At 71.5% G+C, this 14,765-nt stretch carries 13 protein-coding genes and 1 riboswitch; of the genes, 6 read left to right on the top strand and 7 right to left on the bottom strand.

Annotation, left to right across the window (positions count from 1 at the left end):
- Positions 1–109 precede the first annotated feature (109 nt).
- From ACIQPR_RS41125 to sepH, 3 genes are all read left to right on the top strand, one after another.
- Entirely contained in the window at positions 110–1,357 is a 1,248-nt protein-coding gene (locus tag ACIQPR_RS41125; protein WP_403659967.1) for an MFS transporter, read from the top strand.
- Positions 1,317–2,636 carry a D-arabinono-1,4-lactone oxidase gene (locus tag ACIQPR_RS41120; RefSeq protein WP_403659964.1) on the top strand — a complete coding sequence of 440 codons (1,320 nt, stop codon included), beginning with the start codon at positions 1,317–1,319 and terminating at the stop codon, positions 2,634–2,636. Before ACIQPR_RS41125 ends, ACIQPR_RS41120 begins: the two co-directional genes overlap by 41 nt.
- A gap of 456 nt (positions 2,637–3,092) precedes the next feature.
- Positions 3,093–4,118: a septation protein SepH gene (gene sepH, locus ACIQPR_RS41115; RefSeq protein ID WP_403659961.1), complete on the top strand. Its 1,026-nt coding sequence runs from the start codon at positions 3,093–3,095 to the stop codon at positions 4,116–4,118.
- Positions 4,119–4,220: 102 nt separating this feature from the next.
- Here sepH and ACIQPR_RS41110 read toward each other — a convergent pair whose 3' ends face one another.
- Positions 4,221–5,072, bottom strand: coding sequence for a sulfurtransferase (locus ACIQPR_RS41110; protein WP_403659958.1), 852 nt, complete (start codon positions 5,070–5,072; stop codon positions 4,221–4,223).
- A 316-nt stretch (positions 5,073–5,388) separates the two neighbouring features.
- Between ACIQPR_RS41110 and ACIQPR_RS41105 the strand changes: the two genes are divergently transcribed.
- Both ACIQPR_RS41105 and ACIQPR_RS41100 read left to right on the top strand, forming a co-directional pair.
- Entirely contained in the window at positions 5,389–6,192 is an 804-nt protein-coding gene (locus ACIQPR_RS41105) for a VOC family protein (RefSeq protein WP_403659955.1), read from the top strand.
- 109 nt (positions 6,193–6,301) lie between these two features.
- Positions 6,302–6,769, top strand: coding sequence for a DUF4352 domain-containing protein (locus tag ACIQPR_RS41100; RefSeq protein ID WP_403659952.1), 468 nt, complete (start codon positions 6,302–6,304; stop codon positions 6,767–6,769).
- On the opposite strand, the gene ACIQPR_RS41095 is transcribed toward ACIQPR_RS41100, so the two are convergent.
- The 4 genes from ACIQPR_RS41095 to ACIQPR_RS41080 form a co-directional block, all read right to left on the bottom strand.
- On the bottom strand, positions 6,766–7,413 hold the full coding sequence (locus ACIQPR_RS41095; RefSeq protein WP_403659949.1) for a thymidine kinase: 648 nt from the start codon (positions 7,411–7,413) through the stop codon (positions 6,766–6,768). The two genes, ACIQPR_RS41100 and ACIQPR_RS41095, sit on opposite strands and share 4 nt — an antisense overlap.
- Before the next feature lie 44 nt (positions 7,414–7,457).
- Positions 7,458–8,648: an alkaline phosphatase family protein gene (locus ACIQPR_RS41090; protein WP_403659946.1), complete on the bottom strand. Its 1,191-nt coding sequence runs from the start codon at positions 8,646–8,648 to the stop codon at positions 7,458–7,460.
- On the bottom strand, positions 8,648–9,235 hold the full coding sequence (locus tag ACIQPR_RS41085; RefSeq protein ID WP_403659943.1) for a DUF5998 family protein: 588 nt from the start codon (positions 9,233–9,235) through the stop codon (positions 8,648–8,650). The genes ACIQPR_RS41090 and ACIQPR_RS41085 overlap by 1 nt, the downstream gene beginning before the upstream one ends.
- 119 nt (positions 9,236–9,354) lie before the next feature.
- Positions 9,355–12,159 (bottom strand): GNAT family N-acetyltransferase, encoded by a 2,805-nt coding sequence (locus tag ACIQPR_RS41080; RefSeq protein WP_403659940.1) that lies wholly within the window; start codon positions 12,157–12,159, stop codon positions 9,355–9,357.
- 187 nt (positions 12,160–12,346) lie between these two features.
- Here ACIQPR_RS41080 and ACIQPR_RS41075 point away from each other — a divergent pair, with 187 nt between their 5' ends.
- The gene (locus ACIQPR_RS41075; RefSeq protein WP_019072943.1) at positions 12,347–12,628 is read left to right on the top strand and encodes an HPr family phosphocarrier protein; all 282 of its coding nucleotides are present in this window, start codon (positions 12,347–12,349) and stop codon (positions 12,626–12,628) included.
- 160 nt (positions 12,629–12,788) lie between these two features.
- Here the strand turns inward: ACIQPR_RS41075 and ACIQPR_RS41070 are convergent, their stop codons facing one another.
- Positions 12,789–13,484 (bottom strand): GntR family transcriptional regulator, encoded by a 696-nt coding sequence (locus tag ACIQPR_RS41070; protein WP_403659937.1) that lies wholly within the window; start codon positions 13,482–13,484, stop codon positions 12,789–12,791.
- Between the two features lie 187 nt (positions 13,485–13,671).
- Positions 13,672–14,427 carry a M23 family metallopeptidase gene (locus ACIQPR_RS41065; protein WP_403659934.1) on the bottom strand — a complete coding sequence of 252 codons (756 nt, stop codon included), beginning with the start codon at positions 14,425–14,427 and terminating at the stop codon, positions 13,672–13,674.
- A gap of 13 nt (positions 14,428–14,440) precedes the next feature.
- Positions 14,441–14,604, bottom strand: a riboswitch (cyclic di-AMP (ydaO/yuaA leader).
- Between the last annotated feature and the right edge of the window lie 161 nt (positions 14,605–14,765).

The raw sequence follows: 14,765 nt of genomic DNA, 5'->3' as shown, positions 1-14,765 counted from the left end.
TGCGCAGGAGGCGTCCCGCTCGTAAGCTGTATCAGCCGCGTTAGCACCTTACCCAGCAGTCACCTCAGCATGACCGAGCCGCCCCGCGCCCTTCCGACCGGAGTCACCCGTGCCCAGCCCGTATCGCGCCCTGTTCGCCGCCCCAGGCTCCAAGGGCTTCTCCGCCGCGGGGTTCCTCGGCCGGATGCCCCTGTCGATGATGGGCATCGGCGTGGTCACGATGATCTCCCAGATCAACGGGCGCTACGGGCTCGCGGGCGCGCTGTCGGCCACCATCGCGCTCGCCGCCGCCGCGATCGGGCCGCAGATCTCGCGCTGGGTCGACCAGTACGGACAGCGGCGGGTGCTGCGTCCGGCGACGCTCTTGGCGCTGACCGCGGCGGCCGGGCTGCTGCTGGCCGCCCGCTTCGGCTGGCCGGACTGGGTGCTGTTCGTGTGCGCCGCCGGTATCGGCTCGGTGCCCAGTCTGGGCGCGATGGTCCGCGCGCGCTGGGCGGCCCTCTACCGGGGCACGCCCCAGCTGCACACGGCGTACTCCTTCGAGTCCGTGGTGGACGAGGTGTGCTTCATCTTCGGGCCGATCATCTCGATCGGGCTGTCCACGGTGTGGTTCCCGGAGGCGGGGCCCCTGCTGGCCGCCGGCTTCCTGGCGGTCGGCGTCTTCTGGCTGACCGCGCAGCGCGCCACCGAGCCCGCACCGCACCCGCGCGTGAAGGGCGCCGAGGGCGGCGGCTCGGCGCTGCGGGCGGCCGGTCTCCAGGTGCTGGTGGCCACCTTCGTGGCGACCGGGGCGATCTTCGGGGCGGTCGACGTGGTCACCGTCGCGTTCGCCGACGAGCGGGGCCACAAGGCCGGCGCCAGCGTGGTGCTCGCCCTGTACGCGGCGGGGTCCTGTCTGGCCGGAGTCGTGTTCGGGCTGCTGCGGTTCCGGGGAGCGCCCGAGCGCCGGTGGCTGCTGGGCGTATGCACGATGGCCGTGAGTATGATCCCCCTCCTACTGGTCGGAAACTTGCCGCTTCTGGCCGTGGCGCTGTTCCTTGCGGGACTGTCCATCGCACCCACGATGATCACGACGATGTCCCTCATCGAAGAGCACGTACCTCGCGCGAAGCTCACCGAGGGCATGACCTGGGTGAGCACCGGCCTGGCGGTCGGGGTGGCGCTCGGTTCCTCGGCCGCCGGCTGGGTGATCGACGCAGCCGACGCGCGGGCCGGGTACGGGGTTCCGGTGGTCGCCGGGGCCGTCGCGGTCACGGTCGGTTTCCTCGGGTACCGCCGGCTCAGCAGACCGGCACCGGGTCGGGGAGGCACCGTTGTTGGGCACCACAGCGAGCGCGAAGAACGGCACGTGGCGTAACTGGGGCGGGACGGTGGCGTCCCGGCCCGCGCGGGAGGTCACGCCCGCCTCCGTCGAGGAGCTCGCCGCGGCCATCCGCAGGGCCGGCGAGGACGGTCTGACGGTGAAGGCCGTCGGCACCGGGCACTCCTTCACGTCGATAGCCGCCACGGACGGTGTGTTGATCCGTCCTCAACTGTTGACCGGCATCCGCAACATTGACCGGGAGGCATTGACCGTCACGGTCGAGGCCGGCACCCCGCTCAAGAGACTCAACATGGCTCTCGCGCGCGAGGGCCTGTCGCTCACGAACATGGGCGACATCATGGAGCAGACGGTCTCCGGGGCGACCAGCACCGGCACCCACGGCACCGGCCGCGAATCGGGCTCCATAGCCGCCCAGATCAGGGGACTTGAGCTGGTGACGGCGGACGGTTCCGTGCTCACCTGCTCCGAGAAGGAGAACCCGGACGTCTTCGCGGCGGCCCGGATCGGCCTCGGCGCCCTGGGTGTCGTCACCGCGATCACCTTCGCCGTGGAGCCGGTCTTCCTGCTCACCGCCCGCGAGGAGCCGATGACCTTCGACGAGGTCACCGAGCGCTTCGACGAACTCTGGGCCGAGAACGAGCACTTCGAGTTCTACTGGTTCCCGCACACCGGGAGCACCAACACGAAGCGCAACAACCGCAGCGCGGGCCCGGAGCAGCCCGTCAGCCCGGTGGCCGGCTGGTTCGAGGACGAGTTCCTCTCCAACGGCGTGTTCCAGGTGGCCCAGTGGGTCGGCCGCGCGGTGCCCGGAACGGTGCCCACGATCGCGCAGGTCTCCAGCAAGGCACTGTCCGCGCGGACCTACACCGACATCCCGTACAAGGTCTTCACCTCTCCCCGGCGGGTGCGCTTCGTGGAGATGGAGTACGCCGTACCGCGCGAGGCCCTGGTCGAGACCCTGCGAGAACTGCGGGCCATGGTCGACCGCTCGGACCTCCGGATCAGCTTCCCCGTAGAAGTGCGCACCGCCCCCGCCGACGACATCGCCCTGTCCACCGCGTCCGGCCGGGACAGCGCCTACATCGCCGTGCACATGTACAAGGGCACTCCGTACCAGGAGTACTTCACCGCCGCCGAGCGCATCCTCACCGCGCACGAGGGCCGGCCGCACTGGGGCAAGGTGCACACCCGGGACGCCGAGTACTTCGCCGGGGTCTACCCGCGCTTCGGTGAGTTCACCGCGCTGCGGGACCGGCTCGACCCCGACCGGCGGTTCCAGAACGACTACCTGCGGCGGGTGCTGGGTCAGTAGCCGACACGGTCACGGGCCGGAGCGGTGCTCCGGCCCGTCCGAAGAGGTGCTGGAGGACAAGCTTCCGATTCCCGTCATGGCGTGAAGTGCGCCACTTCCAAGATCGCCCCGAGCCCGCCACCGAGCGCCAAGTCCCGCTCCCCGCAAGAAGTTGGGTGGCGTGCCAATCCACGCACGTGGTCCAAATGGAGTACTGTTGCGAGCCCTGGGTGCGGTCTCCAGCCAGGGCGTCCGTGGCCTTTCGGACCGCTCAGAGGGGGCCAGTTGCACAGGGTGACGTGGTTGGTCACTTAGCGTTGCGAATAGGTAACCGTGCCATAACGGCGAGTCAGGGCCCGTGCCCGACACGCCGGGCAACTCGGCAAGGTTGTGGCAGGCTGCACCCGGGCAGGCCACACTCGACTAGCGGAAGCAGCGACGCACGTGACGTCGGCAGGCACCACCCGGGAGGTCCCCATGCCCGAACTGCGTGTCGTGGCCGTCTCTAACGACGGCACACGGCTGGTGCTGAAGGCTGCGGACAGCACGGAGTACACGCTTCCGATTGATGAGCGTCTGCGCGCCGCCGTACGCGGCGACCGTCCCCGCCTCGGCCAGATCGAGATCGAGGTGGAGAGCCATCTCCGCCCCCGAGACATTCAGGCACGTATACGTGCCGGCGCCTCCGCGGAGGAAGTCGCGCAGCTCGCCGGCATCCCCGTCGACCGGGTGCGCCGCTTCGAGGGTCCCGTGCTCGCCGAGCGCGCCTTCATGGCCGAGCGCGCCCGGAAGACCCCTGTCCGCCGCCCCGGCGAGAACGCGGGACCCCAGCTCGGTGAGGCCGTCCAGGAACGGCTGACGCTGCGCGGGGCCGAGAAGGACACCGTCCAGTGGGACTCCTGGCGCCGCGACGACGGCACCTGGGAGGTCCTGCTGGTCTACCGGGTCGCGGGCGAACCGCACTCGGCGAGCTGGACGTACGACCCGCCCCGGCGGCTCGTCCAGGCCGTCGACGACGAGGCGCGCTCGCTGATCGGCGAGTCCGACGACCTCGCCGCCACGCCGGAGCCGAGCTTCCCGTTCGTCCCGCGGATCGCCCGGCTGCCCCGGGACCGCCCGCTGGACCGTGCCCTGGAGCGCCCGGAGCGTCCCGCGCTGCCGGCGACCGAGCCGGTCGAGGAGAGCGAGCGCGACTCGTTGACCAGCCTCCTGGAGGCGGTACCGAGCTTCCGCGGCGACATGGTGGTCCCCGAGCGCCCCTCGGAGACCCCGGAGGAGCCCGTGGAGGAACCGGAGGCGGAGGAGCCCCCGGCTCCCGCGGCCTCGGCCGGTTCGGCCTACGCGGACGTCCTCATGCCCCGTTCCGTCGGCGCCCACCGCGACCGCCTCATCGGCTCCACGGACCGCCAGGCCGAGGCGGACGGCGTCCGCCCGGGCCGCAGAGCCGCGGTCCCGAGCTGGGACGAGATCGTCTTCGGCACGAGAAGGAAGAAGCAGGAGTAACAGGAATAGTTCGCCGAACCACAGCCCGCCGCAGGGGGGTTCGGTTACGACGCAGGGCCCGCGCCGGTTTCGGTCGCGGGCCCTCTCCGTGCGCTACGGCTCTTACTGCGGGTCGGGGCCGACCGCGACCGGTCGCTCCGGGTCCGCGGACCACTCCGACCAGGAGCCGACGTAGAGTCCGGCCGGGATGCCCGCCACCGCCAGGGCCAGCACCTCGTGGGCGCCCGAGACGCCCGAGCCGCAGTACACGCCGACGCCCGTGCCCTCCGTGGCGCCCAAGGCCTTGAAGCGGGCGGCCAGTTCCTCCGCCGGGAGGAAGCGGCCGTCGCTGCCGACGTTCTCGTTGGTCGGCGCGGACACGGCGCCCGGGATGTGGCCGCCGACCCGGTCGATCGGCTCCACCTCGCCCCGGTAACGCTCCCCCGCGCGGGCGTCGAACAGGACCCCGCTGCGGGCCAGCGCGGCGGCACCGTCCGCGTCCAGGAGCTGCACGGCCCCCGGCTCCGGAGCGAAGTCGCCTTCGGCCGGCGTCGGCGCGTCCGTCTCCGAAGGACCCTCCCAGGAGGGAAGGCCGCCGTCGAGGACCCGCACGTCCGGGTGACCCGCCCAGCGCAGCAGCCACCACGCGCGGGCGGCGGCCCAGCCCTGGCCACCGTCGTACACGACGACCGCGCGGTCGGCCGTTACACCCGCCCGGCGCATCGCTGCGCCGAAGTCCGCGGTGTCGGGGAGGGGGTGCCGGCCGCGGGCGCCGGGGGTCGAGGCGAGTTCCTGGTCGAGGTCCACGTAGACGGCGCCCGGGATGTGCCCGGCCGCGTACTCGGCGCGTCCGTCGAAGGGCGGTTCACCTGCGGTTTTGGCGATGCTGAGCTGCCAGCGGACGTCGAGGAGGACCGGCGGGTTCGTCCCGGCCAGATCGCTCGCCAGTTCGGATGCGGAGATGATGGCGTTCATGGTCACCATCCTCGCGCAAGGGGTGGCCGTCACGGCCGGGTCCGACTACTCTGCCCGCCGGACAGTCTCGATCACCAGGCGTACGGGATCGAGCACATGGTGTACTACCGATGGACACCCCACGACAATCAACCGGAAACGGGCAAGTGGCCACAGACCAGGCATTCTCCGTGCGTGAGCCGTCAGTCGACGGCACGGCCGGGGGCGCCGCGCCACCAGGGGTACGAGCATCGGCTCGGGGCGTGCCGCGGTCGCGGCACGCGGATCCGCAGTGCGGAAGAAACGGCCACCGCGAGGGGCCGAGGAGAAGGTGACGATGACCGAGGCACGGGGGTCGGCCGACCTGAACGGCGACACGCACACTCGGCGTACGCAGGGCACACCCTGCTGGGTGAGTCTGATGGTCCACGGCATGGCCACGACGCAGGAGTTCTACGGAGAGTTGTTCGGCTGGGAGTTCCGGCCCGGCCCCCATCAGCTCGGCCCCTACGTGCGGGCCCTGCTCGACGGGCAGGAGGTGGCCGGCATCGGCCAGCTGCCGCCGGACCGGCATCTGCCGATCGCCTGGACGCCGTATCTCGCCTCAGACGACGCGGACCAGACGGCTGAGACGGTACGGATGTGCGGCGGCACGGTCGGGGTGGGCCCCCTGGACGCGGCCGAGGCCGGCCGTCTGGCCATCGGCTCCGACCCCTCGGGGGCGGTGTTCGGCATCTGGCAGGTCACGGACCGGCTCGGTACGTCGGTCACGGGCGTCCCCGGCACACCCGCCTGGAACGAGCTGCTGACCTTCGAGGCGGCGAGCGTCGCGAAGTTCTACGCGGCGGTGTTCGGCTACGAGGAGGTACCGGTCGAGTCCGCCGACCTCGACCACGTCACCCTGCACCTGGACGGCACCCCGGTCGTCGGCATCCGCGGCGTCGGCACGGCGCTGCCCCGCGACCGGGGCCCGCACTGGATGACGTACTTCGAGGTCGCCGACACGGACGAGGCCCTGCGCCGCGTCACGGACCTGGGCGGCCACGTCCTGGACCCCTCCCACGACAGCCCGCACGGCCGCGTGGCCACGGTGACCGACCCGGAGGGCGCGATGTTCTCGGTGATCCAGGGGCCGCGGTAACGCTTCCGGTCGCCTCCGGTGTGCTGCGGGCGGATCATGTGGTCATCAGCCGCTCCGCACACCTGGAGGAGCGATGTTCCGTCAAACGGCACCGCTGCTGACTTGTCTGATGGCAGTCCCAGCACTGGCCCTGGCACCGATGTCCGACAGCAAGGTGGGAGACACGCTGAGCCTCACCGGCACCAACACCGGTGAGAAGCTCGACGTGACCGTCGTGAAGGTCGTCGATCCGGCAGGTGCCGGGCCGTACGACCATCCGTCGTCCGGGAAGCGTTTCGTGTCCGTGCAGTTCCGGCTCAAGAACACGGGCACCGCCGTCTACAAGGACTCGCCGTCCAACGGGACGACGGTGATCGACAAGGACGGTCAGCGATTCTCCGCATCGTTGAACAATTCCACGGCCGGTCCCCCGTTCCCGGGCAGTGTCACCGTCGGCACCGGAAAGACAGCCCTCGGCTTCATCACGTTCGAGGTGCCGACGGCGTCCCGGATCGTCAGCGTCCAGTTCGCCATGAACAGCGGTTTCTCGGACGACGTCGGCGAGTGGCAGCTGCCCTCGGCATCGAGTGGGCGCTAGGCCGACGTCATCGGCAGCACATCCGGTGACAGCGCCGCCGCGCGTGCCGTCGCGGACGTCATCCGGCGGCGGTGGTGGCGGCGGCACAGGACCTCGTAGCCGATCGCCTCCGACTGGTTGACGTCTCCGACGACGACCTGGGCGCCCTCGACGACCATCTCGCCGCCTATCGTGCGGGCGTTGTGCGTGGCGCGGGCGCCGCACCAGCACAGGGCCTCCACCTGGAGGACCTCGACGCGGTCGGCGAGTTCGACCAGGCGCTGGGAGCCGGGGAAGAGCTTGGAGCGGAAGTCGGTCGTGATGCCGAAGGCGTAGACGTCGAGGCCCAGGTCGTCGACCACGCGGGCGAGTTGGTCGATCTGGACGGGCGCCAGGAACTGCGCCTCGTCGGCGATGACGTAGTCCGCGCGACCTCCCCGGGAGAGGTGGTCGACGAGATACGCGTACAGGTCCTGCTCGTCCTCGACCTCCACCGCGTCGGTGACCAGGCCGAGCCGTGAGGAGAGCTTTCCCTCGCCCGCGCGGTCGTCCCTGGTGAAGATCATCCCTGCCAGGCCGCGTGCCGAGCGGTTGTGCTCGATCTGGAGCGCCAGGGTCGACTTCCCGCAGTCCATCGTTCCGGAGAAGAACACCAGCTCGGGCATGGGGAGTTGAGGACCTTTCGGCGGAGGGGGTCGCAGGGTGGGCTTCAGGAGCGTACTTCGAGGAGGGGGACCAGCTGTTCGGCAGGGGTCATGGAACCGTGGTTGCCGACCATCGCGGACTCCTTGGGCTCCCGCTCGGACGCGATGACCAGGACGTCGTCCCGGGCCGCCACGATCACGTCGCCGAGCCGGTCGTGGACGCGCCGGTCGACCGTCGGGCCGAACCACCCCGCCGCGACCGCCTCGTCCCGCGACGCCACCCAGAACTGCTCGCCGAGCACCTCGCGCCAGCAGGTCAGCACGTCGTTCTCGGCGCCCCGCACCGCGTAGACATGGCGGGCGCGGCCCTCACCGCCGAGCAGGGCGACCCCGGCGCGCAACTCCCAGTCCGCGTCGAAGTCGATGCGGTGCTCCTCGTCGAAGGGCACGTCGATCATGCCGTGGTCGGCGGTGACGTACAGCGCGCTGCGCGGGGGCAGTTGCTCGGCGAGGCGCTGGACGAGCCGGTCGACGTACATGAGTTGGCCGCGCCAGGTGTCGGAGGCGACGCCGTAGCGGTGGCCCGCGCCGTCGAGTTCGGCGTAGTACGTGTACACCAGGGAGCGGTCCCCGGCGGCCAGTTGCTCGGCCGCGAGGTCCATGCGCTCCTCACCGGTCAGCCGCCCCAGGAACGTTCCGCCACTGAGCGCGACCTTCGTCAGCGGGGTGTTCTGGAAGGTGGGGGACGACACCTGGGCCGCGTGCACACCCGCGTCCTGGGCGAGCTGGAAGATCGTCGGGTACGGCTGCCAGGTCTTCGGCTCGGTCCACGGCTGCCAGCGCAGCTGGTTCATCAGCGCGCCGGTGGCCGGGTTGCGCACGGTGTAGCCGGGCAGGCCGTGCGCGCCGGGCGGCAGGCCGGTGCCGACGGAGGCCAGCGAGGTCGCGGTGGTCGCCGGGTAGCCGGCGGTGAGCGGGCGTCCCGTGCCGCCGCGCGAGCTGCCGAGGAGCGCGTGCAGATACGGCGCCTCGTCGGCGTGGTCCTTGATCTGCTCCCAGCCGAGGCCGTCGACCAGGAAGACGCAGTTGCGGTCGGCCGCCGTCAGTTCCGGGATGGCCGCGGTCGTCCCGGGGACGCCCATGCCCGCGGCCAGCGTGGGCAGCAGGTCGGCCAGCGAGCCGGAGCCGTACTCGGGGACGGGCGCGGAGGCCACGGCGAGGGGTTCGGGGTGGTCCCAGGTTGCGGGCTGCGCCATTATCGCGGAACGTCCGCGGTCGCCTCGGAGAGCGCCTGCGCGAAGGCCAGGGTCTGCTGGACCGTCTCGGGGCCGTCCCCGGCCTCGCTGACGCGCAGGCTCAGGTCGTCCGCCGTCGAGTTGCCCGTGTAGCCGTGGTCGGCCTCGCAGTTGGGGTCGCCGCAGGCGGCCGGCTCCAGGTCGATGCGGGAGACGGCGCCCCAGCCGATGGTCAGCACGACCTCGCGGGGCGGTGTGCCCGGCTTGTACGACTCCGGGTTGGCGACCACGCGGCTGAGCACCACCGACGAGATCCGGCCGATCTTCACGGACTCGGTGGACGTCGTGGCGTAGGGCGTCGGGGAGGTGCTGTCGGCGGCCTGCTCGTCGGTGTGGCTGACGATGAAGCGGTTGCCGGTGAGGACGAGCACGGTCACATGTCGGCGTACCTCGTTCTGGTCGAACGTGGTCTCCTGGTGGACCAGGAACGACCGGATCGGCTCGCCGCCCACTGCGGCCTCCACCGCCTCGGCCACGAGGGCCGGGTAGTAGCCGCTGCGCTCGATCGCCGCACGCAGCCCCTGGGTCGTCGTACTGGTCTTGGCCATGATGTCCATCCTACGGTGGCCCACTGACTGCGAGGCACCGCCGAGCGCGGTCTTGTCACAGCCGTCTCAGGACACGGGACCAGCACCGGGAGGCGGACCTCCCGCGCGCGGGAGGTCCGTCAGTACACGGGAAGCGTCCTCGGGCCGAGGTCGTCGCGGACCGGCGGCGGGGCCAGCCGGACGGAGGCGCCGAGGACGCTCAGGCCGTGCGCGGCGACGACCACCGGCTCCAGGGTGACCGCGACCACCTCGGGATGGTCGTCGACCAGCCGCGACACCCGCAGCAGCAGTTCCTCCAGGGCGGGCGTGTCGACGGGCGTCGAGCCGCGCCAGCCGAACAGGAGGGGGGCCGTCCGGATCGACCGGACCAGCGAACCGGCCTCCCGGTCCGTGACCGGAACCAGCCGGTGCGCGATGTCCCCGAGCAGCTGCGAGGCGGCTCCGGCGAGCCCGAACGACAGTACGGCCCCCGCCGCCGGGTCGATGACGGCCCGTACGACGGTGTCGACCCCGCGCGGTGCCATCCGCTGCACCACCGGCCGCAGTTCCTCCGGGCTGCCGAACAGATCGCCCAACTCGGCGTACGCGCGCCGCAGTCGGTCCTCGTCCGTGAGATCGAGGCGTACGCCGCCCAGGTCGGCGCGGTGGCGCAGGTGCGGGGCGGTGGCCTTGAGGGCGACCGGGTAGCCGAGGGTGCGGGCGGCCTCGGCGGCGGCGTCGGGGGTGGGCGCGGGCAGCGCGCGGTGCACGTCGACGCCGTACATGCCGAGCAGTTCGCAGGTGGCGTCGGCGCCGAGGGTGAGGCCCTGCCCGCGCGCGAGGAGCCCGCCGATCAGTGCGGCGGCCCCCTTCTCGTCGATGTCCTCGTACTCGGGCACCCGGCCGGGGTCGGTGGCCTCGCGCCGCCACTGGGCGTACTTCACGGCTTCGGAGAGGGCGCGCACCGCGCGTTCGGCGGCGGGGTAGGCGGGGATGAGGCCGACGCCTTCGGGTGTCCGCGCGGCGGTGGGCGGTCGTTCGGCGGGCTGCTGGTCCTCCCGCTTCGAAACGGCCTGGGGTGCCGTGCTGGTCGCGGCCGACAGTGCCTCCGCGAGGCCTCCGAGTTCCACGTGCACCACCAGCACGGGCTTCCCCGGATCGGTCTCCGCCGCCGACCGCAGGGCCTCGGCCAGGGCCGCGTCCTCGGCCGGGCCCTCCCCCACGGCCGGTATCGCGGTCACCACGACCGCGTCGCAGGCCTGGTCGGCGAGCGCCTGGGACAGGGCCCGGTGGAAGTCGGCCGCGGTGGCCGCCGTGGTCAGATCCAGCGGGGCGAGCGGGCGCAGCCCCTCGGAGAGGCACGCGTCGTAGGTCAGCAGTCCGAGTGACTCGGAGTTCCCGAGGATCGCCACCCGGGCCCCGCCGGGCAGCGGCTGACGGGCGAGCAGCAGCCCGGTGTCGACGAGTTCGGTGATCGTCTCGACGCGGATCACGCCGGCCTGGCGCAGCAGCGCGGACACCGTGGCGTGCGGCAGGCGGGTCGCGCGTACGGCGTGCCCCTGGGGGGCGGATCCGGCGCCCTGGACGACGACCAGCGGCTTCGCCGCCGCGGTGCGCCGGGCGAGGCGGGTGAACTTGCGGGGGTTGCCGATCGACTCCAGGTACATGAGGGCGACGTCGGTGTCGGGATCGTCGTACCAGTACTGGAGGACGTCGTTGCCGGACACGTCCGCGCGGTTGCCGGACGACACGAAGGTGGAGACGCCGGTGACTCCGGTGACGCCGCCGCCGCGCCGGTGCAGCCGGGAGAGCAGGGCGATGCCGATGGCGCCGGACTGGGCGAACAGTCCGATGCGTCCGGGGCGGGGCATCTCGGGGGCGAGGGACGCGTTGAGCCGTACGTCGGCTGCGGTGTTGATGACCCCGAAGGCGTTCGGCCCGATGATGCGCATGCCGTACGTGCGCGCGTGCCGGACGAGTTCGCGTTGGCGCTCGCGTCCCTCGGGGCCGCTCTCGGCGTAGCCGGCGGTGACCACGACGAGCCCCTGCACGCCGTGTTCGCCGCACTCGGTGACGACTTGGAGGACGTGTTCGACGGGGACGGCGACGACCGCGAGGTCGACGGGGCCCTCGATGTCGCGCACCGAGCGGTGTGCCGGTACCCCGTCGAGTTCCTTCTGCCCTTCGGGGAAGGCGGTGTTGACGGCGTACAGGCCGCCGGTGAATCCGGCGTCCCTGATGTTGTCGAGGACGCTGCGGCCCACCCCTCCGGGGGTACGGCCGACACCGATGACGGCGACCGAGCCGGGCACCAGGAGCCGTCGTACGGACCGCGCTTCGGCGCGCTGCTCCCGCGCGCGCTGCACGGCGAGGGACCGGTCCGTGGGTTCGAGGTCGAACTCCAGGCGTACGACGCCGTCCTCGAAGCTGCGCTTCTGGGTGTAGCCGGCGTCCGTGAACACCTTGATCATCTTGTTGTTGGCGGGCAGCACCTCGGCGGCGAAGCGGCGGATGCCGCGCTCGCGGGCGACGGCCGCGATGTGTTCGAGGAGGGCGGAAGCGACGCCCCTGCCCTGGTGCGCGTCCTGCACCAGGAAGGCCACCTCGGCCTCGTCGGCGGGGGCGGACGCGGGACGTCCGTCGGCACTAATGCGGTCATAGCGTACGGTGGCGATGAACTCGCCGCCGACCGTGGCCGCGAGTCCCACCCGGTCCACAAAGTCGTGGTGCGTGAAGCGGTGGACGTCCTTGGCGGACAGGCGAGGGTACGGCGCGAAGAAGCGGTAGTACTTCGACTCGTCGGAGACCTGCTCGTAGAAGCTGACCAGGCGATCGGCGTCGTCGACGGTGATGGGCCTGACGCGCGCGGTACCGCCGTCGCGCAGCACGACGTCGGCTTCCCAGTGGGCGGGGTACTCGTGCCGGTCCGACGAGGTCTGCTGCATGGGCCCCAGCGTACGGCTCGCGTCCGACAACGGCGCGAGGCAGTCTGTGGGGAAAGCAGCGAGGGGAAGTGGGGCCGAGGCCGCAGTCCGACACCCCTCTCCGGACGGTCCGCAGGGCCGCTCCGGACTCGCTTCACGTGTGGGAAACTGGTCTAGACAACCCTGAGACTCTGAAGGGCAGCATCACATGGCTGAGCGCCGCGTCAACGTCGGCTGGGCGGAGGGCCTTCACGCCCGCCCCGCCTCCATCTTCGTCCGGGCCACCACGGCCGCAGGTATCCCCGTGACGATCGCCAAGGCCGACGGCAACCCCGTCAACGCGGCCTCCATGCTCGCGGTCCTGGGCCTGGGCGCCCAGGGCGGCGAGGAGATCGTCCTCGCGTCGGACGCCGAGGGCGCGGACGCGGCCCTCGACCGCCTGGCGAAGCTGGTCGCGGAAGGTCTTGAGGAACTCCCCGAGACCGTCTGAGCGGCCTGGAATTGATGGTTGCGGTGATTTCGCCGCAAAAACGGTGACCGCAACCCCGAAGGGCTCGTCCGAATTACCGGGCGAGCCCTTCGCTATTCCACTTGCGGGCAGCAGAAATAATCCCCCGCGAATTACCCCCTCTTTGTATACGGCGCCCGTGTTAATGCCGGAGACCCGACATGTTTACGGGAGGTTGCGAAGTCCTCACACGGTCCGCGCCGTGCGCCCCGCCGGGAAAGCGCAGCCGGTGCGCGGCGCCCGCGCGTTCGGTGTGCAGGGCGGTGATCGCCCGCGCGCGCTCGGCGTCGCCGCGCGCCACGGCGTCCACGATCGCCCCGTGCTCCGCCCAGGACTCCACCGGGTTGGCCGGCACCTCCACCGCGTACATCCAGGCGATCTTGTGCCGCAGCTGGGTCAGCATCGAGGTCAGGGCGGGGCTTCCGGAGGCCTGGGCCAGCGTCTCGTGGAACCAGCTGCCCAAGGAGCGCAGATCCTCGCTGTTGCCCCTCCTGGCGCGCTCCTGGCCCAGCCGCACGAGGCCGCGCAGCACCTTGAGATGGGCCTCGGTGCGCCGCTGGGCGGCCCGCGAGGCACCGAGCGGCTCCAGCAGCATCCGCATCTCCAGCAGGTCGGCGGCCTCCTGCTCGGTCGGCTCCGCGACGCACGCGCCCGCGTGCCGACGGGTCACCACGAACCCCTCCGCCTCCAGCGTGCGCAGCGCCTCCCGCACGGGCACGCGCGAGACGCCGTACCGGCGCGCGAGGAGTTCCTCGGTGAGCCGGCCGCCGCGCTCGTAGACACCGGCGACGATGTCGTCCCGGATCGCCGTGCATACCGAGTGCGCCGGAATACGCATGTCCGACCTCCGCCTTAATCCCCGTGAAACGTCGACGATTGACGTGTGTTCCGTGACTCTATTGCAATCAGCGGGAATTTCCGATGGCGGACCGGAATCCATGGATATTTTTTGGACAGGAGGGGTCCGGAAACGCCGAAAGCCCCGGCCTGTGGGCCGGGGCTCCGGGAAGTGCGGTGGTGCGCGGTCAGACGTCGACGCCGTGCTTGCGGAGGTAGGCGACGGGGTCGACGTCCGAGCCGTACTCGGCGGTCGTGCGGGCCTCGAAGTGGAGGTGCGGTCCGGTGACGTTGCCGGTCGCCCCGGAGAGGCCGATCTGCTGGCCCGGGGTGACGCTCTGGCCGACCGAGACACCTATGGACGACAGGTGGCCGTACATGGTGTACATGCCGTCCGCCATCTTGATCACCACTTGATTGCCGTACGAGCCGCCCCAGCCGGCCTCGACGACGGTGCCGGAGCCCACCGCGTGGACACTGGTGCCGGTCGAGGCGTGGAAGTCGATGCCGGTGTGGGCACCGGAGGACCACAGGGAGCCGCCGGTCTTGTAACCGGTGGAGACGTACGAGCCGTAGACCGGCGCGACGAAGGTGTTGAGCTTCTTGCGCTCGGCCTCGCGGGCGGCGCGGGCGTGGGCCTCACGGGCCGCCTTCGCCTGGGCGGCGGCCTTGGCGCGGGCGGTCTCCTCGGCCAGCGTCTCGGCGGCGGCCTGCCGCTGGGCGACGGCCTGGGCGTCGATCTTCTCGGCCACGGAGTCGCCGATGGCGACGACGGGGGTGAGGCCGGTCTGCTCGGGGGCGGGTTCCGCGGCGAACGCCGGGGCGGCGGCCAGGGTGCCTACGACACCGGAGGTGGCGAGAGCCGCGACGCTGGCGGCGCGAACGGTGGTGCGATGGGTCCGGCTCGGGCGACGGTGCTTCCCGGTGGCGCGGGTGAACGCCATGAAGTGGCTGGTCCTTTCCTTCCTTCTCGCCTACCGGGTTAGCTGACGGGTTCGGAGCAGGAAGGTCTCCTACGGACTCCCCCGCCGTGCGCGCGGGCGTCCGATTCACCCCAGGGACTCATGTGGGTCCCCGGCTCCCCTGGCTCGCGCCGTACGGGGACTCGGCGATGACTGTCCGGTGCCGCGAGTGCGGCGCGGTGCCTGACGGACAGCCGGACCGACGCTAAGGGGGGCCACTTTCAATCCCCAAACGGATCACGGTTTTTGTAGCGCACGCCACAGGGCAGACAGGCAACCTCTCCCCCAATTCGGACAATGGGGAGCCCTGGTGACGCTTC

It is taken from the genome of Streptomyces sp. NPDC091280 (assembly GCF_044768565.1).
Taxonomy (GTDB): domain Bacteria; phylum Actinomycetota; class Actinomycetes; order Streptomycetales; family Streptomycetaceae; genus Streptomyces.
The sequence above is the reverse complement of the archived record's forward strand: the minus strand, read 5'-3'. Positions and strand labels throughout refer to the sequence as shown.

Excerpts from the sequence above, each read along its gene's own strand:
- sepH (WP_403659961.1), top strand. The coding sequence starts at position 3,093 with ATGCCCGAACTGCGTGTCGTGGCCGTCTCTAACGACGGCACACGGCTG.
- ACIQPR_RS41110 (WP_403659958.1), bottom strand. The coding sequence starts at position 5,072 with ATGAACGCCATCATCTCCGCATCCGAACTGGCGAGCGATCTGGCCGGG.
- ACIQPR_RS41105 (WP_403659955.1), top strand. The coding sequence starts at position 5,389 with ATGACCGAGGCACGGGGGTCGGCCGACCTGAACGGCGACACGCACACT.
- ACIQPR_RS41100 (WP_403659952.1), top strand. The coding sequence starts at position 6,302 with ATGGCAGTCCCAGCACTGGCCCTGGCACCGATGTCCGACAGCAAGGTG.
- ACIQPR_RS41095 (WP_403659949.1), bottom strand. The coding sequence starts at position 7,413 with ATGCCCGAGCTGGTGTTCTTCTCCGGAACGATGGACTGCGGGAAGTCG.
- ACIQPR_RS41090 (WP_403659946.1), bottom strand. The coding sequence starts at position 8,648 with ATGGCGCAGCCCGCAACCTGGGACCACCCCGAACCCCTCGCCGTGGCC.
- ACIQPR_RS41085 (WP_403659943.1), bottom strand. The coding sequence starts at position 9,235 with ATGGCCAAGACCAGTACGACGACCCAGGGGCTGCGTGCGGCGATCGAG.
- ACIQPR_RS41080 (WP_403659940.1), bottom strand. The coding sequence starts at position 12,159 with ATGCAGCAGACCTCGTCGGACCGGCACGAGTACCCCGCCCACTGGGAA.
- ACIQPR_RS41075 (WP_019072943.1), top strand. The coding sequence starts at position 12,347 with ATGGCTGAGCGCCGCGTCAACGTCGGCTGGGCGGAGGGCCTTCACGCC.
- ACIQPR_RS41070 (WP_403659937.1), bottom strand. The coding sequence starts at position 13,484 with ATGCGTATTCCGGCGCACTCGGTATGCACGGCGATCCGGGACGACATC.
- ACIQPR_RS41065 (WP_403659934.1), bottom strand. The coding sequence starts at position 14,427 with ATGGCGTTCACCCGCGCCACCGGGAAGCACCGTCGCCCGAGCCGGACC.